Genomic DNA, 26608 nt, shown 5'->3' on the forward strand with positions numbered 1-26608 from the left:
GGCGGGCCGTCTGTGGCGGCATTTGCGCGCAGATCGCCACCCCGACGAATATGGAGGAAGGCCGGATTCCACATCTTCGTCCGAAATCCCGGAAGAGAAATGCTCTCCGACAGCGATCGTGCAAAACACTGGCAAAGTAGCGAAGGCGCCGTCTCCGACCAGAGGGTCCAGGCCCGCGCCAGGGCCTCGGAACCGAGCACGTCATAAATCCAGATCCTCAGTTTCGGTTCGGGTCTTTAGGTTGACCAGTAAGGAATTGCTGTTAACTCGCAACAGGTCATTGTTCACGTCCGCTTCGCTCCGAACGGGAGGGTGGTGCAAATCAGCGAGCGCCCGGCGAAGCTCACGCCGAACCAATGGTTTGATGTCCTTAACGCCCGTGCCAGCTCAAGCTATCGCCCGATCGCTCGTGGTCGTGGTGTTTTTCGACTGACGCGGACCGCGATCGAAACCTTCAAGCAGGAAACCACGAGGCGGGAATGAGCGAAGGTATAATCGGCAACCTGCTGAGCGATCAGATCGAGGTATTCGCCGTATGTCCCGCTGATGCTATCGAGCGGACTGGCGCAAAGGGCTTTAGCCTGTCGCGGATCGATGCTAGCGGCGAGTGCCGGCCGCTTCTAATTATTGTGGTGCGCACTTTCGGGAACGATTATTTCGGGTATGTCAACCGTTGTCCGCATGACAGTGCCTGGCTCAACATCGGCTCCGGCGAGTTTTTCTCTCCAGATCGCTCCATTCTCAGATGCGGACGGCATGGTGCGAGATTCGAGGTCGACACTAGGGTATGCATTCGATGGGCCCTGCAACGGACAAGCGCTTGAGCCGGTCGCACTCACCGTGATAGATGGTGACGTCTGCCTGTGCGGCGTCAAGCTGCTGGCGGATGATCGGCGTGCCGACCTATTCGAGGACAGCGGCGAAACCATTGATGTTATGATCCACCCCGATTAACAGCTGCATCGCTTAGCTATTGCTCGAGTTGCCTTAGGCGTTTGGCGCCGGATAAAGCCTTGTGAGCGTTGGCGCAGGTGCGTGTCGTCGCTTTTTGAACTTGTAAGAGCAGAACGTTTTGAACCCGCAAGTTCAGTGGCACGCATCCGGATCCCGGTCATGCACCCGGCGATCTCCGTGGCACGAAGGAAGGGCTGTGGCGCTAACTCACCAAATGGACCTGGCATGCAAGAACCGCTTCTGGCTGCCGGTGGATGACAATAGGTTCGAGAAAGAAATGCCCTCGGCGGCTGCAAGCCCACCGAGGGCACCGTCTGGGCTGGAAGAATGGGGAGACCTAGACTGACAGGACCGTTTGAGCAGAGAAATGACGATCCTGTATCCGATGTTCGCGGGACACGCAGCGCGCAACGCACGCCGAACGATCGGATGTCCGCGGGCGCCGCCGGCGTTCGTGTCTGCGTTTCAATTGCAATGCCAACCCTCTGTACATCCGACGCCCTTGGCGAATTTCGTCACCTTAATCCACTGACGGCATCGCTCCAGGTCAAATGCTTTAACGAGCACGTGCGCGTGGTCATTCTCATCGTTCCGCAAGATGCGGCGAGCGAATCTCGAGTTGAAGCGCTCGAAGCGGTTGAGGCAAGCCGACATCGTTGTGTGGGCGGTTTTGCCGCTGCTGCCAATCAGGATTGCGGCAGGCCAGCTCTGTCGCCTCAAACGTAAGCTCGGTGATCACCTGTGCCTCGCTCGGACCCCGTCGCGATTGGGCGCTATCTTTGACGAAAACGCGTGATGAGCAGCGGCACGTGCGCGGCGCTTAGGAAGTTCTTTGGTTCGCGGTCGAACGATGCAATTAGCCGACTCCCCTGGGCAGAGCGCTCTCTTCACTGGGCCGATCGCCATACGCGCTCCTCGATAGACGGGACGCAGATCACGGCTCATTCCGCGAAATGCCGTGCAAGGTCTGAACAGACCGAGCGAGTATCTTCCGTCCAATCGCAGGAGCGGACTGCGGAAAGCTGAAGCTGAAGCGTTGAACATGATGCGACGTTTGTCATGTCCGGAACAGGAGAGAACGACATTGTCGTAACCGCGGCAATGAGTGTCAGTGACGCCGGAGGCGGGCAAGGGATCGTTGCGGAAGCGAGCGTTACGCATTGGCGTGGAAGTTGCTTGAACATGTTGGATGGTTGAGCAAATGATGCGTGAGCAGAAACGGTCGCGATTTGGGAGAAGGCGTTGAAATTGATCAAGGAGGCCGGTCAGACGCGGAGGTATCTGCTCGCGGATTTTCCGATAACAAGCACGATTAACAAGCACGATGATGTCCGCTCGCTTCGGCTGCTTTCGCGAGCACGAGTGGGAGTCAGCTGCTTCAATTGATCGATCCGGCGTTCAACTGAAGAATAGATTGTGCGGCAAGTACTCCGGCGTTGCCGCTTTTCAGATGAACCCGTTGATTTCAGGATAGGCGCATGAACGCAGAAACCGAATTCGAGCTTCCTCAACTTTACAGGTATCATGTCTTTGCCTGCCATACGCAGCGTCCGCCGAATCATCCGCACGGCAGCTGCGGTGCCTCGGGCGCGCAAGCCCTGTGGGATAGGATGGGCAAGGCGATCGAATCGCAAGGTCTGGACCATGTCGGCTTCACGGTGGCGGGCTGCCTCGGCTTTTGTAACTCCGGCCCTTTGATGGTCGTCTATCCCGACGGAGTCTGGTACCGCGCGACCACGCCCGAGGACGTGGACGAAATCGTAAATTCTCATCTCGTACAAGGCAAACGTGTGGACCGTCTTGTGATGGTGCTCAAGCGAAGCTAATGTCCTGAGTCACAAAGTTCGCAATCGTAAATTCGCAGTAGATTCGCGTCGCCGTCCCAAGGATGGAGCTGTAGCAGCGACGGAGGATCTGATGGCGGTCCAGCAACTTGCGCCCCTGACATTGAGCGATGAAGAGCATGCCGAACTGAAGTCGCTGACGATGCAGCGGAAGACAGCGCAGGCGCTGGCTCTGAGAGCCCGGATCGTGCTGACCTGCGCGGAGGGCGGTCAGAACAAGGAAGTCGCGGCCAAGCTGGACCTGGACCGATCGACGGTAGGCAAGTGGCGGCGGCGTTTTGTGGAGTGGCGCGTGGACGGGCTGCATGACGAGCCGCGCTCCGGGGCGCCACGTACGGTTGACGATGCCCGCATCGAAGCCGTGATCGTGAGGACGTTGGAGAGTTGCCCCGAGAACGCCGCCCATTGGAGTTCTCGCGACATGGCGAAGGCCAGCGGCCTATCAGTGTCGACGGTGCAACGCATCTGGCGGGCCTTTGGGCTCCAGCCGCACCGGATGGAGACGTTCAAGCTCTCGACCGATCCGAACTTCGTGGCCAAAGTGCGCGACATTGTGGGCCTCTACGTCTCGCCACCGGAGCACGCCATCGTTCTATGTGTGCATGAGAAGTCCCAAATCCAGGCGCTGGACTGCAGTCAGCCGATGCTGCCGATGCGTCCCGGCCAGCCGGCCCGAAGAAGCCATGACTACACGAGGCACGGCACCACATCGCTGTTCGCCGCCCTCGACATTGCTAGCGGACGGGTCATCGGCAAGTGCTATGGACGCCACCGTGCTGCTGAGTTCCGCAAGTTCCTCGACGAGATCGAAGCTGCCGTGCCGCGTGAACCGGACGTCCATCTCGTCATGGACAATTACGCCACGCACAAGACCCCCTTGACCCAAAAATGGCTGGCTAAACGGCCGCGTTGGCACGTGCACCTGACCCCGACCAGTTCGTCATGGCTCAACCAGGTCGAGCGCTTCTTCGCGCTCCTCACCGATAAGAAGATCAGGCGCGGCATCTATCGCAGCGTCGCCGCTCTCAGGGCTGACATCACTTCGTTCATCGGCCGCCACAACGCCGTTTCCGATGGACCAAATCTGCCGATGACATCCTTGCTTCCATCGAACGCTTCTGCCGGTACAATGCCCCCGGCAAAACACGACCCGATGTCGCGAACTTCTGGTTCAGGACACTAGAGGCTTCGCTTAGCGCCGCTTGGTCCGGGCTATCGGGAATGCACGGCTTATCTGTTCAAAGACTGGGGTCGTTGAGCTGTTCGATCGTTCTTAAGGTGACTGGGTGCCCTCACGCCTCCAAGGAGGTGCGCAACAGGAGGCCATTGACCTTGTCGCTGTGGCCTTGGATTCAAAAATGTTCGGTGAGAGACGGACCGGTCAGAGTAGTGCGCTTGATCGAGTCCGATGAGGCCCGAGCGTCACCCCTTTGTAGCGCGGTCTATCCCAGAGCGACAACCGATTTGAATTGCCGCCTTTGATAAGCGGCTGGCACTCTGCAGCGTGCAAGGAGGCAGGGAGCTGAATCTAGTCGATCACTATTAGTGATGCAGGCGTTCCGCCACTTCATGCCATCAATTCGTAGCTCACAGAGCGAGCATTGTTGCGCGTGCAGTCCGGCGCCGGCGAGACGGTGCACCTTAAACTCGCCGTCTCGCTCGCATCTGAACAAGCCGATCTCTTCCCTGGAGCTTGTGCTATCGTCAGAACTTGTACGTGATTCCGCCGCTGACGAGCCATGGGTCGATATTGGCGCGGCCAGTGACGGCTATCGCATTGTTTACGGTCGCCGAGTAATCCGGCCGCAGCCACAACTTCTTCACGTCGAAGTTGAGGCCCCAGTGACGGTCAAGCATGTAATCGAAGCCGAATTGGACCGCGGCGCCAAACTGGTTGCTGATGCGTACATCCGCCACCGCAAGCCCCGCGAGCGGCGTATTGGCTGCTGATTGGTTGAAGAATGCGGTGTAGTTGATGCCCGCGCCGATATAGGGCTTGAGCGGCCCGAAATCGGTGAAGTGATATTGCAGCGTCAGTGTCGGAGGCAATAGCCAGGCCTTTCCAACATCGAGCCCGTTGAGCGTGCCGCTACCGCTGATGTGATGGCTGGCCACGCCGAGAATGAGTTCGGCGGCAATGTTTTTTGTGAAGAAATAGGTGATGTCGAGCTCCGGTATCACTCGATCGCTGATCGACAGGCCCGAGCTTGGTGACGACAGCGGCGGGGCTCCCGCGACGTTGACCGAGCTGCCTGCGCTGTCCGGCAAGACGCCGAGTACGCGCAGGCGGATCATCCACGGATTGAAGGGGGCGATCGGGGGGCGATTTGTAATAGACCGGTGCCGGCGCCAGATCTGCAGCCTGTACCGAGATGCTGACGGAACTGAACGAGGTCGCGAGCGTGAGCAGCGATGCCGTCGTCAGAAGGGTTCTTGCTTTCATCAAGTTCTCCATTCCAAGTCCGCGCGAAGAGTCGCGCGAGAACCTCTGTCACACATCGCGGATGGAGAAGGATTTGATGCCGATCAAAATGGCTACGGCCGTAGCGCAATTAAGCAGCCAAGTTGCATAAGCACCACGGCCGTGAAGTGTCGTGGCGCCTGTTCATCGATATTCGACTCAATATTCTGTCTGAGCCGAACTCTACGAGGAACTGGTTATCATCTTATCGATCTGATCCAAGCCAGATGAGTCATGGGGCGATGGAGGCGGTCTAGCTGCAGCGGCCTCTTACACTCCGTGAGCGCGAAAGGGTTGTGTTAACACGGAGCGCAACATGGGCTCCGCTGTGTTACAGACGAGCCACTCACACTTGCTTGTCGGCGAAAAGCGTGTCGGCGGTCCCTGAAGGATTCGGAGGGCGACGACGTCGCTCTTCGCGTCAGTTTCCGCACGATAGCATTCATCATCTCATTACATCTGGAGACAGCCTGGGGCTTTTCCTTCGTGCGAACATCTCTCGAGATCATCTTGCGTCTTCTGGCCAAGCATTGACAATACGGGCTCGTCATCGAATCCGGCGTATCTTGCACCGTCGGCGTTGATCAGCGGGCGTCGGATCAGGAGCGGATCGCGCAGCATCAACGCGAGCGCGCTCGCCGCGTCGATTTCGTCGGGATTGATATCGCCCGACTTGATACGAGGCGCGGCTCGGTTGAACCAGGATGCGATCGGCTTATTGCCGAAGAAGAGGCGTAAATCCTCGGCGGTCCATGGCTCCTTCAAGATGTTCTTGGCTATCACGTCATGGCCAGCGGCCTTCAGCGCCTGCATCTGATACGCATTGGTGTCGCAGCCGGGTTTTTGATAAAAGATAATTGTCGCCATGGCCTGCTCCTTATGTAGGTACGCTGCGCTGAACGATCGGGCCGGCGACCGCCGCGTTCCAGAGTGCATTCGACCTTTTTTGAGAACCATCTCCAAGGTCAGCGGCTTTACCAACTGCCGCGGCTCATGCCGCCGACCGACTTGGCCTCCTCGAGCGTTTGCAAACGACCAAGATCCGGACATTTTGAAATTGAGCCGCTAACTCATCGATGAGCTCCTTTCGGTCTCGGAAAGAAGGCACCGAGCAGGAGTGCATTTGGCGTCAACCCATGGGTGACGCTTGAAAGGCGTCTTGGGCGGTAAGCTCGTGCGCCCCGATCTGGTTCATGCTGCATTGAATTTCAGGTCGCGCGGCAGATCGAACACCACCGGCGAAACACTACCTGCAAGGTTTCGCCGCCGACCTGTATCCTCACTCTCCTCCGATCGCCGACAAGGGGCTTGCAAGAAGAGTAGCAAGATCCGTTCCACACATGATGCATCGGACAAGCGCGCCAGACCGGCTTTTCCGATTGATTGGTTCTGGCCACTTGTTGGTTTCCTGACTGCTGCGCAGATCCTGTCAGGTCCAAAACAGCCAGGATCACGCATCGGCTCGCTGGCGTTTTTCAAAACGTAATCAGAAGCTTAATGTGCGCGGACAGGCGTTGGCATGGTGGTTGCTAATGAGCGGTAGCAACACTGAGTGAGGGCTGAGTGCGCGCCGACGCTTAAGACGAGCGATGCGCTCCTTCCCTTGAACCCGTGTGCCCCGTTTCTGAACGAGAACAAGCTGGCACGTACGAAGCGCGGAACTTTGGCAAATCGGTTGATGGAGAGCAACATGTCTTCACTGAGACAAATCGCGTTCTACGGAAAGGGTGGTATCGGCAAGTCGACCACTTCACAGAACACGCTGGCGGCGCTGGCCGAGATGGGTCAGAAAATCTTGATCGTAGGGTGCGATCCGAAGGCGGATTCGACCCGCCTGATCCTGCATGCCAAGGCGCAGGACACGATTTTGAGCCTTGCAGCGAGCGCCGGCAGCGTGGAGGACCTCGAGCTCGAGGACGTGATGAAGGTCGGCTACAAGGACATCCGCTGCGTGGAGTCCGGCGGTCCTGAGCCAGGGGTCGGCTGCGCCGGCCGCGGCGTCATCACCTCGATCAACTTCCTGGAGGAAAACGGTGCCTATGAGAACATTGACTACGTCTCTTACGACGTGCTCGGTGACGTCGTTTGCGGAGGCTTTGCGATGCCAATCCGCGAGAACAAGGCCCAGGAGATCTACATCGTCATGTCCGGGGAAATGATGGCGATGTATGCCGCAAACAACATCTCCAAGGGCATCCTGAAATACGCCAATTCCGGCGGCGTGCGGCTGGGCGGCCTGATCTGCAACGAGCGGCAAACCGATAAGGAGCTGGAACTGGCGGAGGCTCTGGCCAAGAAGCTAGGCACTCAGCTGATCTACTTCGTGCCGCGTGACAATGTGGTGCAGCATGCCGAGTTGCGCCGCATGACGGTGCTGGAGTATGCGCCCGAGTCGCAGCAGGCCGATCATTATCGCAATCTCGCGAAAAAGGTTCACAACAATGGCGGCAAGGGCATCATTCCGACCCCGATCTCCATGGACGAGCTCGAGGACATGCTGATGGAGCATGGTATTATGAAGCCTGTCGACGAATCCATCGTCGGCAAGACCGCCGCCGAGCTCGCGGCCTCGTAAAGGTCGCGAGTCGCGGCCTTGTGAAGGCGCGCGACGGATGCCGGTCTCCTCACCTACCCATCCGGGAGACCGGCATTCTGACGAACGACCGTGACCAAGATCAGGATGGGGCAGAGCAAACCAGATCGTGGAATCCATCGATTCATGTCCGAAGCGCACTTTCTTCCTTTTGTGGCTGCTTATGCCGTTGATGCGAGCAGCCGGATGCACAGAGCAATTGCAACCTACCGTCTGCTCACCGGTGTGCCTCCTGAAGATGCCGACATTGCCACTGACAGTAATTTCGATCGCCATGTCCTGGCGTCTATTCTGGCGGTTGCCTCGATGGATGGTGGCCCTCTTCCCGAGAAGGCGGGCCTGTCCGGCCACGAGCTAGCGGCCTTGCTGGAGCGGTACTTTCCCTCGGTAGGGGGCAAGCTCGTGGAGCGGCTCCTGTCGGTCGAGTGCGATGAGAACGACGAGATCGCAATGGTGCGCGATCTTTTGCTCAAGCAGCGCTCGACGGAAGGACATATCGGTCGCTGGCTGGCCGCGATGATCGCGCGCCGCGCCATTGAGCCGGACCACCTGTGGGAAGGCTTGGGATTACGAAATCGTGCCGAACTCTCTCGGCTGCTCAGCCGCCACTTCGCGCCGCTCGCCGCGCGCAATATCAACAATATGCGCTGGAAGCGCTTTTTCTACCGTACGCTGTGCGAGGATGAAGGCCTCGTAATGTGCACGACGCCCGTCTGTACGCAATGTAACGACTTTAGCCTCTGCTTCGGCGAGGAAAGCGGCGAGAGCCGGTTGGCCGAGCGCCGGCGCGACTTTCTGTCGCAGGCGGCTCGCCCGGTTGTCCGCGGCGACTGGCCCATCTGAGTTGCCACAGGAATCTTCGAACGCCTCGTCCGGATTTGGCGGGTTGGAGAGGGGGGGGGGGCTGGCTAGCGCCACTACAACGCGAGCCCATCATGTATCCAAGGCGATGCCGCGCCCAAGCGCTCCGCGACAGGTCGTGTATCCCGGCGCTCTGCAGTCGAGTTCGAATTGGGCGTGGCAACAAGCAAGGTGAGGCGTCTTTTCATCGGTGCTGAGTCGTCACCGGCGAGCCCGTGGGCCGCGGTATTGTGGACGCAGCTTTCCAGGGCCAGGCTTTGGCCGTGGAGAGCAGCCGCGCGAGCTAAGGCCTGCAGCAGGATCGTAGGTGCTGCCACAACTCGTCGAACGTCGACGAACTAACCCAAGGGAGATTTTTGCAATGAGCAACTCATGCTCGCCAGCCGGGATCCTGGATCGGCTCAGCAAGGCCTCGTCGGCGGAAGAGTTCTTTTCGCTGCTAGGCGTCGATTACGAGCCGAAAATCGTCAATGTTGCGCGCCTTCATATCCTAAAGCGCGTGGGACAATATTTTGCCAAGGAGCAGTTCGCCGGTGCCGCAGAGCCGGAGATCAGAGCTCGGTGCAAAGCGATGCTGGAGCAAGCCTATGCCGATTTCGTGGCATCGTCACCGATCGAGCAGCGAGTGTTCAAGGTCTTAAAGGAAGCCGTCGCAGACCCTAACAAGTCGGTGGCGTTTGTCCCGTTGAGCGCGCTGAAGTGATTTCGTGCTCCACTGCGGTGTGGTTTGTCCCACCTGGCCGGGTGACGGTGTCTTGTACAGCCTTCGTCTTCATTCAAATCAACCCCTCTGCAGCCTGACGCGAGCCGCGCTGTCGTATTCCCGACCCATGTCTGAGCTGCTGCTCGTGCCCTTGGTGTCAGGGGCCATTTTAAGTGTCTTCCAAGACGTTGCTTTCGCGCGAAATTCCATGGTTCTTTCGACTGGTACGACACTTGCTGTTGTCCTGCCGATCCCGTCTTCGATGCCGACAGATGGTGGCCGTCCGAGATGAGATTTGAAGGAGGACCTATGACATCGCTTCTACTGTCCGCCGAGCGCTGCGGCATGATCTTATGGCTCACGCCAATGCCGTTCGAAATAGCCTTTGACGCGACCGAAGCCGGCATGGACCGCGAGATGGTGGTCAATGGGTAAGTCACCCGTCCACGCTACGCCCGGAGCGGGTATGCACATGGTCGTCCGCATCGCGCAGGCCTCCGGTCATGCGCAGATCCGCATCCGCTCCATGGCTGATGGCAAGATGCGTCAAGAAACGGGGCCAACGTTGGCTCTTATGAGTTGTCGGCGCCGGAGGCAGGGCTGGGATTGCGTGTCAGGAGCGGTGGCCAGATCCCTCTGGCCGTCACAGTCAACGCGGAGCGCGGGGCCGAAAGCGAGACGCCGGTATTGCGCGATCACCGGACTGACTGACCCAAGGCTGGCAGCCGCCGGTCAGATTGACCGCGGCGGCCTGGCCGCCGCGGTGGCGCTCGTCGAAGGGAGCGCGCAAGGAACCAAGGTCGAGCATCTCTGCGAAGTCTGGCCCGTCCGCTACGTCTACCGCGGCGGCGCGTCTCGCCGCGTGGTGGGGCGCGCCGAACGGACGAGACGGGCGAGCGGCCGGTCAGGCACTGACCAAAAGTGATCTTCCGTTGAGCGAAGTAGAAAGCAATCCTGTGGTGCGTGCGCGCGTTATTTTGAGAGGATCTAGAGCATGAGCAATGTCATAAAAACGAGCACGCTGGCGGCTGGCGGCCGAGCGGCAGCGAAAAAGGAACTGCCCGAGCACTTTAAAGCATATAGGCATGTCTGGGTCTTCGTCGAGCAGGAGCGCGGCCAAGTGCACCCGGTTTCCTGGGAGCTGATGGGTGCGGGGCGCAGGCTCGCCGACAGGCTGAAGGTGAATCTAGCTGCGGTCGTTATCGGCCCGGAGGGACAGCCCACGCGTAACGCCGCGCTTGAATCCTTTTGCTATGGCGCAGATCTGGCTTATCTCGTGAGTGACAATGTCCTGTCAGATTATCGCAACGAGTCCTATACCAAAGCGCTAACCGAACTCGTCAACACCTACAAGCCGGAGATTCTGCTATTGGGTGCGACGACACTCGGTCGCGATCTCGCAGGTTCCGTGGCGACGACCTTGTCGACAGGGCTCACTGCCGACTGTACCGCGCTCGACGTCGACACCGACGGTTCGCTTGCAGCGACGCGTCCGACCTTTGGCGGCTCGCTGCTCTGCACGATCTATACCTTGAATTATCGTCCGCAGATGGCAACCGTTCGCCCACGCGTCATGCCGATGCCAGAGCGTGTGGTACGCGATGCTGCTCGTATCATTATCCACCCACTTGGCCTCGTTGAAGACGATATCATCACGAAAGTGCTCTCCTTCATCCCCGATCGCGATTCGGAAACGTCCAATTTGGCCTACGCCGATGTCGTGGTTGCCGGCGGCTTGGGGCTGGGGGCGCCTGACAATTTTCGGCTGGTGCGCGAGCTCGCAACTCTGCTTGGCGCCGAGTATGGCTGCTCGCGTCCTCTGGTGCAAAAAGGATGGGTTACGTCTGACCGGCAGATCGGCCAAACCGGCAAGACCATCCGGCCAAAGCTCTATATTGCTGCCGGAATTTCCGGCGCGATCCAGCACAGGGTCGGTGTGGAGGGGGCGGATCTGATCGTCGCCATCAATACCGACAAGAACGCGCCGATCTTCGACTTCGCCCATGTCGCGATCGTCAGTGACGCCCTGCATCTGCTACCGGCGCTGACAGCTGCGTTTCGGGCGCGGCTTTTGCCGAATTCCCGTGCTCGGATCGCAGTCTAGAGGAGACGATGATGATTGAGGAGAGGTTCGACGCGATCGTGGTCGGAGCGGGTATGGCAGGCAATGCGGCGGCCTTGACCATGGCCAAGCGCGGCCTGCAGGTGCTGCAGCTCGAGCGGGGCGAGTACCCCGGATCGAAGAATGTGCAGGGCGCGATCCTCTATGCGGATATGATGGAGAGGCTGATCCCCGACTTTCGCGAGGAAGCGCCGCTCGAACGTCATCTGGTCGAACAGCGGTTCTGGCTACTGGACGATCGCTCCCACGTCGGCATGCACTACCGCTCGGATGACTTCAACGAGGAGCGGCCGAACCGCTACACGATCATACGCGCGCCGTTTGACAAGTGGTTCTCGTCGAAGGTGCGGGAGGCCGGGGCGACCTTGTTGTGCGAGACGACAGTCACCGAGCTCGTGCGAGACGACCGTGAGAGGGTTGTGGGAGTTCGTACAGATCGCGGCGGCGGCGAAATACATGCCGACGTTGTCGTGCTGGCCGAGGGTGTCAATGGACTGCTCGGGACGCGCGCTGGCCTGCGCGCGCGGCCGACACCCGATAACGTCGCGCTCGCGGTGAAGGAAATGCACTTTTTGCCTCGCGAAACCATCGAGGCGCGTTTCAATCTTAAGGGCGATGAGGGCGTCGTGATCGAGGCGGCCGGAACCATTTCTCGCGGCATGACTGGAATGGGTTTCGTCTATGCCAACAAGGAATGCATTTCGGTCGGCATCGGCTGTCTCGTCGCCGATTTCCAGCGCACCGGCCAGACACCCTACGGCATGCTCGATCATTTCAAGCAGCATCCGTCCGTGGCACCGCTGATCGCAGGTTCTGAAATCAAGGAGTATGCGGCGCATCTCATTCCCGAAGGCGGCTACAAGGCAATCCCGCAGCTCTACGGTGATGGGTGGGTAGTGGTGGGGGACGCGGCGCAGCTCAACAACGCCATCCATCGTGAGGGTTCCAATCTTGCGATGACCTCAGGCCGGATCGCGGCGGAAGCAATCGCCGAGATGAAGTCGCGCCGCGAGCCCATGACGGCGAAAAATCTGTCGCTCTACAGGAAGATGCTAGCCGATTCCTTCGTGATCAAGGATCTCAAGAAGTACAAGGACTTGCCCATGCTGATGCACACCCATTCGCAAAACTTCTTTCTTACCTATCCGCAGCTCATCTCCAAGGCGATGCAGAACTTTGTGCGCGTCGATGGGACGCCGAAGCTTGAGAAGGAGAAGGCGACCCTGAAATCCTTTGTCAAGGCGCGGTCATGGAGGGGCCTGATCGGCGATGCGTCTCGCTTTGCTCGGGCCTGGCGCTGACCGCCAATAATGTGAGGTTCAGCAATGGAAGGTCAAAGCATGAATGTCGAGCCCTCGGTGCGCGTCGAAGACAAGCTGTATTACAACCGATATCTTGTCGACATCGGTCAGCCCCACGTCAAGGTACGCGCGCACACAACGCCGTCGGCGGAACTGCTTGCGCTCTTGAAAGTCTGCCCCGCACGATGCTACGAACTCAACGACAATGAACAGGTTGAGGTAACCGTCGATGGTTGCATCGAGTGCGGCACCTGCCGCGTGATCGCCGAGCCCACCGGCGACATCCAATGGAGCCATCCGCGCGGCGGATATGGGGTGTTGTTCAAGTTTGGCTGAAAGTGAACGAACAGAGCAGTATGATCGCCATGTAAAGGAGGATCTCGCCGTCACAGTTGCGCATTCCGCCTCTCTGCACGGGTTCAAGTTCGAACGAGGCGCGCACCTCGAGAGGACACCCCACAAGACAGACATTGCATCAGGATATCACGATCACTCGGGATGCGCGTAGGAATGGTTGTGGCGCCACTGAACTGCGCCACAACGGTGTCGAACCGGTGGAAAAGGAGGAATCAGCCGGTCGCCTAAGGGGGAGTAGACCCTGCGGCCTCGATAACAACTGCCACTGACTGCACGATCGCGGCAAAGCGCACGGCGGTCTGGATGGCTTCGGAACTTACGCCAGCGGCCCGCAGCGTCTTCTCGTGGGCGTCAATACAGGCACCGCAGCCGTTTATAGCCGAGACCGCCAACGACCAGAGCTCGAAGTCGGACTTGTCCGCTCCGGGATTGCCGATCACGTTCATGCGCAGCCGTGGTTGCATGGTATTGGAGACAAGGTGAACGAAGCGGTAGTAAACGTTGTTCATTGCCATCACAGAAGCGGCGGATTTCGCGGCGGCGATTGCCTCAGGCGTCATCACGGCGGCCGCAGCCGATTCCATCGCGGCACTAAGGGCCGCATTGCGGGGTGGCAATCGCGGTCGCGAGCATCAGGCCATATTGTCGCTGCGGCGAGAGCGTCTCATCGGCCACCAAGGACGTCAGATTGAGCCTGACGTCCTTGGCACAATCGGGAATCTTCTCGTGCAATTGCTCGATCGACGACATGGGGCCTCATGCAACCTTCAGGGTTTTGCCGCCGACTTCGCGGTTGCAGGGACAGAGCTCGTCGGTTTGCAGCGCGTCCAGAACGCGGAGTGTGTCCTTGGGGCTGCGCCCGACATTGAGATTAGTCGCATAGACGTGTTGGATTGTGTTGTCGGGGTCAACGATAAAGGTGTAGCGATAGGCGACACCCTCGGGTGAACGCACGCCAAGGCCATCGACCAGGGCCCCCTTTGTGTCGGCAAACTGCCAGATCGGTAGGTTGTGAAGGTCGACATGTGAGCGTCGCCAGGCGAGCTTGCAGAACTCGTTGTCGGTTGAACCGCCCAGTACGATCGCATCGCGGTCGGCGAATTCCTTGGACAGCCGGCCAAACTCGGCGATTTCGGTTGGGCAGACGAACGTAAAGTCCTTGGGATAAAAGAAGATGATCTTCCACTTTTCTGGAAAGCTTGTTTCTGTCAGCGTCTCGAACGCACTCTGTCCTTCTTCTTCTTGCGCTTGAAAGCCGGGCTTCACGCCTGTGACTTCGAACCGCGGCAACTGATTTCCAATTCCAAGCATGCTGTCCTCACGAGTTTGTTTTATGGTGATCGTGCCTCACCGGTGAAGCAAGCTATATGCCATCCGTTCTCAAGACCCGATTGCTGAGACGACGCCAACTAGTGACGTGGCTGCGTGCATTTGATCCATGTTTCGATTGAATCTCACACTCGCTTTCAATCATGCTTTGCGGATGCGCGATGTTCGCGTTGGAGTATCGGTTAGAGCCATGCTATGTGGCGATTGGGTTGCCGCGGTTCCGAAGATCCGCAGCCAGTGCACGGTCCGGGTTCGACGACTGCAGCGAAGACGGCAATCGGACCTGAACTTCGACGATCCGTCTTCGATCGACAGGCACTGCAAAACCGACTGAGGGGGTGATGCTAGCGTCGACCGGGTAAAGCACGCGCGCAGCTTGTCGAAGTGCGGCTTCTTGCCGATCAGGGTCCGCAATCAGCACGTTCACAGAGCATCACGGTGGCTCACAATGTAGGGCGGACGCCGGAGCTAAGCTTGCTTTCGTTGTCGGCGAAGTAGCCCGACGGGTGATTTCGGGGTCAACATATCCGAACTACACACATACGTCATCAAGCTGTCCGGTATCATAGCGCCCAAATGGCCGCAGCCGCGACTAACGCCCGCGCGGCGCGCTGGCGAGATGGAGATATCGCGCCACCATTCCTCGACACTAGTAGCAACCTACCAATGTCCCCAGTGAAAGTTTGCCAATCAGCAAGATATGTTCTTGGAACGGCCGTCAAGAGTGGCACACAGCGGGTGATGGCCTCTGTGAATTTGGCGCGCAGGCCGTGGCCAACGGCTTCTTGTCTGGCAAAATGTGCTGATCACAAGGAGATCGACCTTGTCGCAAAGCGCCCGGGAAGCGACAGCTGCGGCTTCGGCAAGTCCAGTCGTATTGAGATTACCGGACGTAGCTCCGCTGCCGAGTGACTGATAAATCGAGATCTCCTGCCCCGTCGCAACGTCCACTGCAAGCATAGGTGCGTACCGTTTGTTGCCCAGAAGCGACGCTGGACGATGCCGTCGACGCGTACGGCTTGCCGCGCAAGATCCTCAACGAAATCGGCGAGCAACCTATCGACGTCGTCTTTCGGCCGGTAGAAAATCGCAGCCACAGCACTCGGATCGATTTCTTCAAGGTTGCCGATCATGGCCGTGGTCCGATTTCTGTTTGTTTCTCGCGTCGACACTTACGTGTCGAGCTTCTCCTGCCGGTGTGGAAGGCGTTATGAGCAACCGCTCGGGGAGCACGGCCGGCAAGGCTCGCGCGACCTCGGCGAATACGCCCGTTCCATTGCTAAGGCCTAGTTCATCAAAGGAGCGGCGTGTGATGCGGGCCAAAAGTGGCGCGCCCGAACGGCCAGTTTCGAGAGCCAGAACCAACGTGACCTCAGCTTCGTCGAACGGCAGAGAGGCCTTGATGCGTGCCGGAAAGATATTGAGCATGGAACTTGCGCGCGGGGCCTCGCGCGCGATGCTGACGTCGCTGGCTGCGATGCGCAGCCGGAGCTGCGCGCCTGGTCTCAAGGGCGGTCCAGGTATCAACAGACGCGCACCTTGGAGGCGGAGGATGATCAGCCCGTAGCGCCCGTCATAGCCGCCGACTACGGTGTCGATGCAGACCGCCGCTTCGCCGCGCACGGCAAGCGCTGGATTGCTCTGTATGGCATGCAGGGGACCGACCGCAGTCACAACGCCATTTTTCATCATGACGAGATGATCAGCAAAGCGCTCGATGTCAGCCATGTCATGGCTGATATAGATCATCGGCAACGTGAGCTGTTCACGTATGCGCTCGAGAAATGGCATAATCTCGCGCTTGGCGGGGCGGTCGAGCAAAATGAGCGGGTCATCCAGCAAAAGTAGCCGGGGTTGGGCCAACAGCGCGCTGCCAAGGGCAAGCCGCTGTCGCTCGGCGCCCGAAAGGTGTGATGGCGAACTGTCAAGCAGTGACGCCAAGTCGAGCAATTCGACAACACCATCAAAGTCGATCAGTGCTGGCTTGGATTGTTTCGCGTTATACAAAAGGGTACGCTTGACGGATAAATGGGAAAAAAGGACCGGTCGGTGGAATACATACGTGACGGGACGCAGATGGGGCGGCCGAAACGTGGTCTCGTCCTGCCAAATCTCCCCATCGATCGCGCAGAATCCGCTCGGTAGACGCTGAAAGCCGGCGATGCAGCGCGCGAGCGTGGTCTTGCCGCACCCAGGGGGACCGAAAACGGCCGTGACACCTTTAGCTGGTACGCTGAATTGTGCATCTAGGGGGACTCTTGCGAGAGAGCCGTTGAAGGCGACTTCGATATGGCCAGGTTTTGCGTATCTCACTTGCCTGCACCTCTGCTGTAGCGATCAATCACGGTCGCGGGCGGAATGGCCGCAAGGGAGATGATCACCATGCCGCCGACAATCCAGTCTGTTTGGTTCCAGCGCGGCGTCTCCGCCCCCGGGGAGGCCACTAGGTGGTCGCTGGATTGCAGATTGACGGTGTTACGACAGCCGGCATCTTATGCGTCTCCGCGCCATCGAACATCGCGGCAATCGAACGCTCCCGCGCGCGTTTGCCGATGACACAGGTAAGGTGGGGTTCCAGTGTCGCGCAATTCGTAGCCGGGTTGGCCGGACGGAGATTATCCAATCGTTGAAATGGCACGGCTTGCGTCGTTTCGCTGTGGAGGCGTGGGCTATCGCGCCAGTTCAATACTGCCTCGCGGCTGGCAATCCAATTGCGCCACAGTGTTGATAGCCGAAATTAAAATGTGCGCCGGCGCCGATATTGATGGCTTCCGCTTTTTGCGGAGCAAGCAGCATCAAACTCAGATCGACCAGGATCAATCGGATAAGCCTCATTGGAACTCCGAGGGTGGTTCGCCGCGAGGAGCTTTCGACGCGGCAGCCCCTTGCTCCTTACCCAGCAATCCGCGTGCCGTTCAAAAATAGGGTGCGCGGCCTGCTCGGCTCATCGTGAACTCGCATAGGTCGGAGCACAGTGTGTGGAATGGCCGCATTGTATCGTTGGGTTTCAGACGTTCGCGTCGCCAACCGGCCATGCAGGGTAGACGAAATCAAAAGCTGAAGATGCTGCGGGCTTGCGTCGAGAAGTGGGCTGGTGACCGCACGGTCGTGACGATCGCTCTTGATGCAAAAGCTTAGATTATCCAATTTGTCGCCCGATCCGGTTAACGATCTATGATGATGGATATCCCCGGTTGCCTCCACAGCTGATCGGGTAAGTTCTCATCGGGTTGATCTATCGCGATCCTACGGTCAGCGTAGTCCGCGCTACCCGAAATCCTGAGGCGACTTGTTTGAGTGATTTGGCAACGGGCGCGACAAATACCTCCCATTCGCAATGACATTCCGGACATTGGTCGCTACAGCTGGCCGACACTGCATGCGTTTTGTGCTCCTCAGACTGGCGCCTTGTTTCAACAATGACCGATCTTGTCGGGTGACGATATCGTAGTCAAAAGAACGCGGAGGTACACTACTCGTTGGCATAGAGTCTGCACGCGATAAGCGGCGTGGAGGGAACACCGTAACGTCGGTGCTGCAGCAATCACAGGCGGATCGCGTGTTCGCGGAGCTATCGCCAAATTTTGGTGACGGCGCGGCCGGTCAGGCGGCGGCGGGTATGGGCTGACGGTCAGTCGGTTTGGCGATGACCTCGATCCCGTCGTTGAATGTCACACCGAGAACGAGTTTTGGCAACTGGTTGTGGCCATCGAGACGACGCCAGCTTTTCTGCGCGGCCTCAAGCAGTTTGAAGACCATCGCGAGCGCCGTTCTGTTGGACAGGCTATCGTGCGGTGGCGCACGGTAGCGAAGGTGCTTCCAATGGGATTGATGGTCCGCAGGTGTTTCCAGTGTTCGGCCGGGAAGTCGTAGAACGCCAGTAGCGTGTCCCGATCCTTGCTCAGGCAGTCGGCCGCCTTCTCGTATTTGGGCGTATAGCTCTCGATGAAGGCGTCGAACGCCAGCTCGGCGGCGGCCTTGGTTTCGGCCATCCAGATCTCCTGCAACGCGCGTTTGGCTTTAGGCTGCTGGCTCTTCGGCAACTTGGCGATCACGTTGGCGGTCTTGTGTACCCAGCAGCGCTGCTCGCGCGTTTTCGGCCAGACCTCGCCGGCGGCCTTCCAGAACCCGAGCGCGCCGTCGGCGATGGTGAGCCGCGGCGGCACGCCGAGCCCGCGCCGCTTCAGGTCGAGCAGCAGATCGCGCCAGTCCTGCGCGCTCTCGCGGGCGCCATCGGTGAAGCCGACCAGTTCCTTGCGGCCTTCCGGCGTCGCGCCGATCAGCACCAGGATGCAATGCTTTTCGTCTTCGAGGCGTGCTTGGAGATGGATGCCATCGGCCCAGATGTAGACGTAGCGCTTCGCCGACGGATCGCGCCTCTGCCACGCGGTGTGTTCGTCAAGCCAACCGTCCTTCAGACGGCCGCTGGCGGATGCCGACAACCCGGCAGCATCCTTGCCGAGCAGCGCCGCCAGAGCCTCGGAGAAGTCGCCGGTGGAGATACCCTTCAGGTAAAGGATCGGCAGCAGCGTCTCGATCGATTTCGAGCGGCGCATGTAGGGCGGCAGGATCGACGGAGAGAACCGGATGCGGTCGGGATCGGTAGCCTCCGCCTCGCGATCGCGTACACGCGGCTGGCGGACGCCGACCGGACCGATACCATCCATCACCTCGCGTTCCGGCAGGTGACCGTGGCGCACGACGCGCTGGTGGCCGTCCGCAGTCTTCAAATCGGCATGCTTGCCGAGAAAGTCCGCGACCTCGGCCTCGACCGCCTGGGCCAACAGAGCACGCGCCCCATTGCGCAAGATTTCGGTGAGTTGATCGTCGACGTTTCCTGGCTGAATCAACTTGATGATGTTATCTTTGGACACGGCATATCGCTCCTTCGGTGGAGAAGTGGAGGCGTCAAGCACCCCCACGATATGCCGCCTTCCCGATTCCCGCCGTCACCAACTTTCAGCGATAGCTCCTGTTCGCGTGGCGATATGCGATGTGGTGGATTGTTTGAGGCGCTTGCAGCTCTGGCGAGCCGCCAATGTCCATCAGAACACCGAACGGTTCTGTTCTTACCAAAGGCTAGTGCAGGCGTCACTAAAGAATCAAGGGCACGACAAAGGACAGCTGTGTCCACCGGAAATGGCATATCAATCGGGAAGTCACTCAGATTGACTTCAGCCTACAATTAGGAGCGGTGAATAAGAATGTACAAAGTTCTTGCCGTAACGGTGGCGCTGTTGGCCCAGCAAGAATGCAAGGCAGCGCAGAGCTCCTGCCAGAGGACATCGTGAATGCGCCGCTTGCACAATCCGATTACAAGCGGGCGCTCAGAACGGAGGACCGCTATGCCCGGCTTACTGTCAATGTGCCTGACGTGCCGTTCTGGCTCGGCGAGGGCGACGCGCTCGTCTACCGCCGGACAACGCGAGGCAAGCAGCAGTTCACTCTCGTTGATGCCGGCATTGGGGTAAGGCAGCCGGCGTTTGATCAAGCGCCTCGCGACGGCACTGAACAGGGCGAGCCACAAGCACTATAGGCCAGAGAATCTTCCTTTCGACCATTTCGAGCTGGCCGACAAGGGTGCCAAGATTACCTTCAATATCGAGCATATGCGTTGGAGCTGCGATCTTGTCAGCGATGCCTGCACAGGTGCTGCAATGCAACCGGGCGACAGCCAGCGGAGCCCTATGACGACACGCCACTGGCAGAGAACGATCCCGACAGGACAAGCGCCTCGCCTGACGGAAAATGGCTGGCCTACATTCGAAACTATAACCTCTACCTGCGCACCAGGATGGCTTGCAGGACATCCAGTTGACCTGGGACGGGTCCCAAGCCGACTATTATGCTCTCTTCACGCTAAGCTGGTCTCCGGCCTCAACGCACCTGGCTGCCTACCGAGTCCGTCCGGGTCTCCAGCGGGAGGTCCATTACCTCGAATCCTCGCCGGCGGACCAGCTCGAACCCAAGCATTCCACGATGACGTATCCTAAGCCGGGCGATGCCATCACACTACTCCAGCCCGTGCTGTTTGACGTCGCGAGCCGACGCGCGATTGCAATCGATAACGCCGCATTCCAAAATCCGTACAGTCTTTCGGCGGTCCAGTGGTGGAAAGACGGTCGGGGATTCACCTTCGAGTTTAATTAGCGTGGGCACCAGCTCTATCGTCTGATAGAGCTCGACGCCGCCACAGGTCAAGTGCGCTCGCTGATTGATGAGGTGAGCAAGACATTCGTCGACTTCCAGCCATTGGTGATGGACCAGGTGAATACTGGAAAAACGTTCCGCTACGACATCGATGATGGGAAGGAGATCATCTGGGCCTCGGAGCGCGATGGTAACGAGCATCTCGATTTATTCAATGGCAGGACAGGCGAGCTCCAAAACCAGATCACCAGAGGTGATTGGGTGGTCCGCGCGGTGTATCATATTGATCCGATCAAGCATCAGATCTAGTTTGGCGCGAGCGGAATGCACCCCGGCGGCGATCCCTATTTCGTCCATGCCTATCGCATTGACTTTGATGGGAAGGGACTCACGGCCTCACACCTGAGCCGGCAAATCATCACATCGAATTCTCGCCTAACGGTCGCTACTATGTCGACCTTTGGTCTCGCATTGATGTTCCGCCCCGCATGGTGCTGTACCGCGCAGTGATAATACCGAATTGATGCAGGTTGAGAGCGCCGAGATTGCCGAGCTCATCGCCGCTGGCTGGCAGCCACCCGTCAGTTTCAACGCCAAGGGGCGCGACGGCGAGACGGACATATGGGGCGTCATTCATCTGCCCGTTGATTTCGATCGAAACAAAAGATACCGCGTGGTGGAGCATATCTATGCAGGTCCGACAGGTTCCTTTGTTCCCAAATCCTTCTCGGCATCGTCTGAGCCGCTCACGCAGCTCGGCTTTATCGTTGTTCAGATCGATGGCATGGGTACGAATCATCACTCGCGCGCGTCCCATGATGTTGCTTTGAAAAATCTGAAAGACGCGGGCCTTCCCGACCGGATCCTATGGTACAAGGCGGCGAGCGCGAAGTATTCTTGGTACGATGTCGCCAGCGTCGGCATTTTTGGCGGGGCCGCTGGCGGGCAGAACGCGGCTAGCGCGTTGCTTTTCCATCCCGATTTCTACAAGGTCGCGGTCGCATACAGTGGCTGCTGCGACAACCGGCTGGACAAGATCTGGTGGAACGAACAGTGGATGGGCTGGCCGGTCGGGATCGAATATTCGCAGTCCTCCGCCATCGATAATGCCCACAGGTTAGAGGGCAAGCTGCTGCTCATTGTCGGCGAAATGGACCGCAATGTTGATCCGTCCGCCACCTTCCAGCTTGCAGATCGGCTCATTAAGGCGGGAAATACTTCGACATGCTTTATGTGCCCGGTGCAGATCATGGAGTTCCCGGCCGTTATGCGCAGCTCAAGCTCTTGCTTTTCTTCGTCCGCAACATTCTCGAGCAAGCACCGCCGAACTGGAACGCCAGCTCAATCGAGCGGCCGAAGAGCAAGTCAGGCCATGATGAATGAAGACCTATCGCGAGTCCGTCTAACAGCGCTATACCCGGCATTACCTGCTTCAATCCGGATCGGCGCGCGGCACCTTTCTGACACCGACGATCGAGGACGGATTGACGAGGGCCGCATCAGTTGCGCTCCCCAATCAGGAGCACGAAGGCCGCTCGCGCGACGGCGAGCATCGCGAAGCTGCGCGACATCGTGCTTGGTCCTCGCGACAAATAACAGTCGAAAGGAACTGACGGGCGAGCTGTTCGCGACCCGGATCGTGTGCACCATAATCGGAGCTAAATCCGTCTTGTCGGCCTTGTATCAAACTGCAAGTTCGGTCACGATCAGCGATCGATGACGTTTCACCCATCGTCGGAACGATCGCCTGAAGCGCTTTGACGATCTGGTCACTCGCGCTTGCCAGGTCAGGCGAGGGGGGCTGATGGAAGGAGAGATATAAGAGCTCACGGCACGCTCGGGCAATGTTTGCTTCTATGGCAAAGCCGATGGCACCCGCAGGAACTCGGAGCCGGATTGCTTTTTGCTGTCCAGAGTGTGAGCGAGCTCCAGCTTGAGACCGTGCCTTTTCACTTCGCCGCAGCGAACCGCATTCCTGCGCGACAAACGCCTGGTTCTGCTGCGGTGACGGCTCTATTTGTGCACGGAGGGCTTAGGCGTTGTGTCGGTACGCGTGGGCAATATCGGATAATCGATCTTAGGCAGCTGCCCGGTGAGTGAATTCAGAAATGCCACGATGTCATCTTTTTCTGTATCGCTAAGCTTCGCGCCGAGTTGACTCTCACTCATTACGCCAACCGCTTCTTTGAGGCTCCAAACCTGGCCGGAATGAAAGTAGGGCGGCCGCAATGCGACGTTGCGCAACGGCGCAGAGCGGAAAACATACTCGTCGCTGGGCATCTTGGTGACGGCGAAACGGCCCTTGTCGTTTCTCGGCAGTAGGCTTGCGGCGGGCCGCTCCACCGCCCCGAAAGCGAAGTAATCCTGCCCACCGACGTTGATACCATTGTGGCAAGACGAGCATCCCTTTTCGATAAACAGCTTTAATCCCGCTTTCTGCCGATCGCTAAGGGCATACGCATCACCCTCGAGGTACTGATCAAAAGGGGCGGCGGGCGTGATCAAGGTGGCCTCGAAAGCCTCGATGGCCTTGGCGAAATTTTCAAAGGTAACCGGCGTTGCATCGCTAGGGAACGCCTTACTGAACATAACGATATACTCGGCCATTGAATTCAATGTGTCGACCACGTGAACGGGCGTCGCATTCATTTCGACGCTAGCCTGGACGGGACCTTCGGCCTGGGCTTTGAGGTCTGCCGCTCGACCATCCCAGAACTGCGCCACATTGAAGACGGCGTTGTAGACTGTTGGTGCGCGACGTGAACCCAGCTGCCAGCGATGCCCAACCGATGTCGGGCCAGCATCCACTCCGCCGGTTCCAAGGTTATGACATGTATTGCAGCTAATGACCTCGCTCGCAGATAACCTCGGATCGAAGAACAGAGTCTTGCCGAGTGTGACCTTTTCGTGGGTGATGGGGTTGTCCTTGACCGCGGGAACGATTGAGGGGATCGGCCTGAAAATCCGCCTCGCGGCGCTCATCAAATCATTATCGGCGCCTGCCGCCGACGAAGCCAGGACCCCCGTGGCCAAGACATATAGCGTGCCCACCATGTAAAGCTCGCGTACCGCTGATTTCCTCATACTAAGCCTCACTCTCGTTGCCTTTGCCGGTATTTCGAACATCGGGGTGGGGCATGCGTGCCTGCTCGTCTCGCCCGGCTCGTGTTGCGGCTAGACTGCATACCAGGACTCATCCGCCGTCGTCGGAGTAGCAACCGCCGTGCCAGGGGAGCTTAAGGTCTAAGCCGCTGATCGGTCCAAGCAATTGCAGACTAGCAATTAGCAGAAGGCCGCTCGAATCTGCTGAATCGGGCGCCCGTCACAGACCGACAACCACTAGCCCCGACCAAAGGAGTTCTGGTCTACGCTTCGAACCTGTGTGCTCAGGTCGTGCGCTGTCGGTCCGGCGTTCTTCGACCGTGCAGGTTTCAAGACATTGGTCAGACGCCGAACAAAACGAGCAGCTTTGACGCAATCGGGCGATCGATTCGATGGATCCGCTGTGCCGTTGCGACGCCTTCAATAATACGCTGCGCTATCAACGGTGGGCCGCGATCATCGGCCGACATCAAATGGCGTTTTCGTGCGCGCTGCCGCGTGGAGTGCGCATTACTCGCTCACGTCAAGCTATAAATATTCCAGCCAAGAACGTTGTGACAGTGGCTTCGACGATCAAAGTGCTTGAATCGACCGTAGCGTCAGGTTGTAGGTGTGGGCCTTGCTAAGGAGGATCGGACGCCTTTGCAGAACGGAACATTAGTAAGGAACATAACATCGCGAATGTCTCAAGATCCAGAACGGGCTGCGGGATCTGCAAATGCAGCCAATCTCTATTGTTCTGTGGCCCGCAACAATTCTATTGCGCGTGGTGCAACAATGACTCGCAAGTGTTGCAAAGCCGGGTCCACAATAGCAGGACCGCTGCTACCGTTGCAGTGGCCTTTTCCATATGTTGCGCGTGGCGCAAAGAACGATAGTGAAGGATATGCAGTCTAGGGAGTTCTTGTTGAATGGGGAGCCACTAACGAGTTGGGCTTACCGGGCGCTTCGCTATCCAGCCGGCCTTGCAGCGATTGCGATTGCGGCCACGTGGTGTACAGGGAACGCCCGCGCTCGGGATCTGAGGTCAGAGGAGGTCTTGACGTCTTGCAGACCAGATGTGATGCGCTTCTGTGATCACTTCACAGGACGTGGAGATATAGACGCGGCCATGTTTTGTCTGAAGGACAATTTCAAAAGCTTGCGTATCGAATGTCGCCGAGTGATGCCCACCGCGGCGATGAGAAGCGGAAGATCGAAACCAGGCGTCAACAGCCAGCCGATCGTCCCGCATCGGGAATGATGCCGCCGGCGCGGCAATTTTGCAATATCAACCACAGTGACGTGCCAGAATTGATAGGGCGCCGGAGCTTTCGCCACGCTGGTTCTCGAAAGTCAATCGGGCTAAAAGCCTCGCCTAACTGGTTGCATCTGATCTTCCAGCGGGTACGTGCGCGCTACGACGCCATAGGCGTCGCTAGGCAATCAAAGCGCAAGCATGTGCGAGGTTTTAATGTGATCTAAAGATGGTAATTGCGGTGCTGTTGCGCTCGTTATCAGCGCTGCAGTCAATTCGGCGGCGTGCGAGGCCGCAGTAAATAAGCCATCGGTTCGCACCAACTGGTCCGGGGGATCTATCGGCTTGCATGTTTGGGTTAGGGTCGCGCGGTTCAACCCATGGCGGTCTTCAACTCAGAGCGCTCCGCGCTCGCCCTTCGAAGGGGCTTCTCGAGCACGAGCAGCCGTTCATATCAGCTACCAATCGACATTCCGAAGCGGTCGGTTGATGCCATTGCGGCGCTCTCGATGGGCGCTTCAGTGGAGCCGATTGTGGCGATCTTGGTCGAATTAACTTCAGAGCATAAAGTCAAGGGAATTGCGACCTGCAAGAGCCGCTTAAAGTCAGAAAGTTGTTCAAGCAGACGCTTCTCAACGACCTCGCGCTCCGCACCGGGCAGCTCCGTTTCGAGCAACCTACGACAGCGCCAGATCTCGTTCCGTATCCACCTGAGCTCACTTAATCGATCGTCAATCGAAATCATCGCGGATGTTCACCTGGCATTGGAGTATTAAGTGCACCGTCTGCAGTGCGCAGCCGATCCATGGCCCCACATTCACGCCGATTGATTGCGTCTGAGAACTTGCGGCTTGCTGCCATTCCCCGGCAAAATGTGGTGAGCGATTCAACGTATGCAAGGTTCTTATCAATCGCATATCATCTTACGATGTGCGTGGGACTAGAATTTGCAGCAGATTGCTGCGTTTTCCGGCGTTGAATCGTGTAGGTTGCATTATTCCTGCGTTCCATCTGTGTCCATAGAAGATTTAACAGTGAGGGGCGGCGCTTACCCCATCATGGGATTCGCATAGCGGTGATGTTTTCTCGCAAAGGGAATAAGATGAGCACCCGCAACTCGATCGAGTAAGCGGCACGCGCCGAGCTTGAGACCTCTGCGAGCAGATCGTAAAATGGCATTTAAAATAGTGTTGAACGAGAGAAGATCGGCGGCTGACGCCGTCCGCGTCGCAATGCCGATTTAGCAGCCTGAATCTAGCGTTGCGTCAGGTTGTAACCTCGCAGAGGTGTAAAGACAAAGGCGGTTGGCAGGCGTCTACGATTTATTGGCGATAATGATCGGGCAGGATGGCTCACTATTTGCCGATGTTCTCGCTTGGGCGACGGGCAGGAAAGTCGGCTGCATCCTCGGCGGGACGACGCCGTTCTGTCATTGTCGATCGGGGTGGAAAGAACGAAGTCGCGATATTGCGTGAGACGATAGAATGCTACGGACAGGAGTGACAACAGCTGCAACCGTGTGTCTCGTCGCGGCGACAGCGAGCTGAGTGAACAGCCGGGAGCTTGCAAGGAGATGCTCCAATTGCATAGGTGG

Annotated in this window: 18 protein-coding genes and 8 pseudogenes; 15 read left to right on the forward strand and 11 right to left on the reverse strand. The window is 58.3% G+C overall.

Annotated elements, in window-relative coordinates; translation table 11 throughout:
* Positions 1 to 479: 479 nt before the first annotated feature.
* The 4 genes and pseudogenes from WDM24_RS06045 to WDM24_RS06060 form a co-directional block, all read left to right on the forward strand.
* Positions 480 to 954, forward strand: a pseudogene (locus WDM24_RS06045) (Rieske (2Fe-2S) protein).
* A 429-nt stretch (positions 955 to 1383) separates the two neighbouring features.
* Positions 1384 to 1680, forward strand: coding sequence for a hypothetical protein (locus WDM24_RS06050; RefSeq protein ID WP_338695978.1), 297 nt, complete (start codon positions 1384 to 1386; stop codon positions 1678 to 1680).
* Positions 1681 to 2432: 752 nt separating this feature from the next.
* Positions 2433 to 2780 carry a (2Fe-2S) ferredoxin domain-containing protein gene (locus WDM24_RS06055; RefSeq protein WP_176529052.1) on the forward strand — a complete coding sequence of 116 codons (348 nt, stop codon included), beginning with the start codon at positions 2433 to 2435 and terminating at the stop codon, positions 2778 to 2780.
* A gap of 91 nt (positions 2781 to 2871) precedes the next feature.
* Positions 2872 to 3920 (forward strand): annotated as a pseudogene (locus tag WDM24_RS06060) (IS630 family transposase); the annotation flags it as partial.
* A gap of 582 nt (positions 3921 to 4502) precedes the next feature.
* On the opposite strand, the pseudogene WDM24_RS06065 reads toward WDM24_RS06060, so the two are convergent.
* Positions 4503 to 5253 (reverse strand): annotated as a pseudogene (locus tag WDM24_RS06065) (OmpW/AlkL family protein).
* Here WDM24_RS06065 and WDM24_RS06070 point away from each other — a divergent pair.
* Positions 5171 to 5371: a hypothetical protein gene (locus WDM24_RS06070; protein WP_338701909.1), complete on the forward strand. Its 201-nt coding sequence runs from the start codon at positions 5171 to 5173 to the stop codon at positions 5369 to 5371. The pseudogene WDM24_RS06065 and the gene WDM24_RS06070 sit on opposite strands and share 83 nt — an antisense overlap.
* A gap of 341 nt (positions 5372 to 5712) precedes the next feature.
* Here WDM24_RS06070 and WDM24_RS06075 read toward each other — a convergent pair whose 3' ends face one another.
* Positions 5713 to 6126 carry an ArsC/Spx/MgsR family protein gene (locus tag WDM24_RS06075; protein WP_338695981.1) on the reverse strand — a complete coding sequence of 138 codons (414 nt, stop codon included), beginning with the start codon at positions 6124 to 6126 and terminating at the stop codon, positions 5713 to 5715.
* A gap of 823 nt (positions 6127 to 6949) precedes the next feature.
* Between WDM24_RS06075 and nifH the strand changes: the two genes are divergently transcribed.
* The 7 genes from nifH to WDM24_RS06110 all read left to right on the forward strand — a co-directional run bounded on the left by nifH (position 6950) and on the right by WDM24_RS06110 (position 13175).
* The gene (nifH, locus tag WDM24_RS06080) at positions 6950 to 7834 is read left to right on the forward strand and encodes a nitrogenase iron protein (protein ID WP_029084287.1); all 885 of its coding nucleotides are present in this window, start codon (positions 6950 to 6952) and stop codon (positions 7832 to 7834) included.
* A gap of 144 nt (positions 7835 to 7978) precedes the next feature.
* Positions 7979 to 8695 (forward strand): nitrogen fixation protein NifQ, encoded by a 717-nt coding sequence (locus tag WDM24_RS06085; protein WP_414645814.1) that lies wholly within the window; start codon positions 7979 to 7981, stop codon positions 8693 to 8695.
* Between the two features lie 379 nt (positions 8696 to 9074).
* On the forward strand, positions 9075 to 9416 hold the full coding sequence (gene nifW / locus WDM24_RS06090) for a nitrogenase stabilizing/protective protein NifW (protein WP_338695984.1): 342 nt from the start codon (positions 9075 to 9077) through the stop codon (positions 9414 to 9416).
* A gap of 309 nt (positions 9417 to 9725) precedes the next feature.
* Positions 9726 to 9851, forward strand: a complete 126-nt coding sequence (locus tag WDM24_RS06095; RefSeq protein ID WP_256375202.1) for a hypothetical protein — start codon at positions 9726 to 9728, stop codon at positions 9849 to 9851.
* Between the two features lie 559 nt (positions 9852 to 10410).
* On the forward strand, positions 10411 to 11520 hold the full coding sequence (locus WDM24_RS06100; RefSeq protein ID WP_338823042.1) for an electron transfer flavoprotein subunit alpha/FixB family protein: 1110 nt from the start codon (positions 10411 to 10413) through the stop codon (positions 11518 to 11520).
* Positions 11521 to 11531: 11 nt separating this feature from the next.
* Positions 11532 to 12839: an FAD-dependent oxidoreductase gene (locus WDM24_RS06105; RefSeq protein WP_338701891.1), complete on the forward strand. Its 1308-nt coding sequence runs from the start codon at positions 11532 to 11534 to the stop codon at positions 12837 to 12839.
* Positions 12840 to 12878: 39 nt separating this feature from the next.
* Positions 12879 to 13175, forward strand: a complete 297-nt coding sequence (locus tag WDM24_RS06110) for a ferredoxin family protein (RefSeq protein WP_338695987.1) — start codon at positions 12879 to 12881, stop codon at positions 13173 to 13175.
* 245 nt (positions 13176 to 13420) lie between these two features.
* On the opposite strand, the pseudogene WDM24_RS06115 reads toward WDM24_RS06110, so the two are convergent.
* The 7 genes and pseudogenes from WDM24_RS06115 to WDM24_RS06140 form a co-directional block, all read right to left on the reverse strand.
* Positions 13421 to 13946: pseudogene (locus WDM24_RS06115) on the reverse strand (carboxymuconolactone decarboxylase family protein).
* Positions 13947 to 13952: 6 nt separating this feature from the next.
* Positions 13953 to 14507, reverse strand: coding sequence for a peroxiredoxin (locus WDM24_RS06120; RefSeq protein WP_338695988.1), 555 nt, complete (start codon positions 14505 to 14507; stop codon positions 13953 to 13955).
* 581 nt (positions 14508 to 15088) lie between these two features.
* Positions 15089 to 15301: pseudogene (locus WDM24_RS44370) on the reverse strand (DUF2478 domain-containing protein); the annotation flags it as partial.
* Positions 15216 to 15658, reverse strand: a pseudogene (locus WDM24_RS06125) (DUF2478 domain-containing protein). The pseudogenes WDM24_RS06125 and WDM24_RS44370, both read right to left, overlap by 86 nt.
* Positions 15642 to 16838 (reverse strand): molybdenum ABC transporter ATP-binding protein, encoded by a 1197-nt coding sequence (gene modC, locus WDM24_RS06130; RefSeq protein ID WP_338695991.1) that lies wholly within the window; start codon positions 16836 to 16838, stop codon positions 15642 to 15644. Before modC ends, WDM24_RS06125 begins: the two are co-directional and overlap by 17 nt.
* Positions 16839 to 17207: 369 nt before the next feature.
* Positions 17208 to 17360 carry a hypothetical protein gene (locus tag WDM24_RS06135; RefSeq protein WP_338695993.1) on the reverse strand — a complete coding sequence of 51 codons (153 nt, stop codon included), beginning with the start codon at positions 17358 to 17360 and terminating at the stop codon, positions 17208 to 17210.
* Positions 17361 to 18128: 768 nt separating this feature from the next.
* A pseudogene (locus WDM24_RS06140) lies at positions 18129 to 19399 on the reverse strand (IS256 family transposase).
* A 413-nt stretch (positions 19400 to 19812) separates the two neighbouring features.
* On the opposite strand from WDM24_RS06140, the gene WDM24_RS06145 reads away from it, so the two are divergent.
* The 3 genes and pseudogenes from WDM24_RS06145 to WDM24_RS06155 all read left to right on the forward strand — a co-directional run bounded on the left by WDM24_RS06145 (position 19813) and on the right by WDM24_RS06155 (position 22395).
* Positions 19813 to 20061, forward strand: coding sequence for a hypothetical protein (locus WDM24_RS06145; RefSeq protein WP_338695995.1), 249 nt, complete (start codon positions 19813 to 19815; stop codon positions 20059 to 20061).
* A gap of 278 nt (positions 20062 to 20339) precedes the next feature.
* Positions 20340 to 20984, forward strand: a pseudogene (locus WDM24_RS06150) (DPP IV N-terminal domain-containing protein).
* 214 nt (positions 20985 to 21198) lie between these two features.
* Entirely contained in the window at positions 21199 to 22395 is a 1197-nt protein-coding gene (locus WDM24_RS06155; RefSeq protein WP_338695998.1) for a prolyl oligopeptidase family serine peptidase, read from the forward strand.
* A 293-nt stretch (positions 22396 to 22688) separates the two neighbouring features.
* Here WDM24_RS06155 and WDM24_RS06160 read toward each other — a convergent pair whose 3' ends face one another.
* Positions 22689 to 23759 carry a cytochrome-c peroxidase gene (locus WDM24_RS06160; protein WP_338696000.1) on the reverse strand — a complete coding sequence of 357 codons (1071 nt, stop codon included), beginning with the start codon at positions 23757 to 23759 and terminating at the stop codon, positions 22689 to 22691.
* Positions 23760 to 25468: 1709 nt separating this feature from the next.
* A complete protein-coding gene (locus WDM24_RS06165) occupies positions 25469 to 25759 on the reverse strand; it encodes a hypothetical protein (protein ID WP_338696002.1) in 291 nt (96 codons plus the stop codon).
* Positions 25760 to 26608: the final 849 nt, after the last annotated feature.

The sequence above is a fragment of the Bradyrhizobium sp. 27S5 genome (genome assembly GCF_037217225.1).
Taxonomy (GTDB): Bacteria; Pseudomonadota; Alphaproteobacteria; order Rhizobiales; family Xanthobacteraceae; genus Bradyrhizobium; species Bradyrhizobium septentrionale.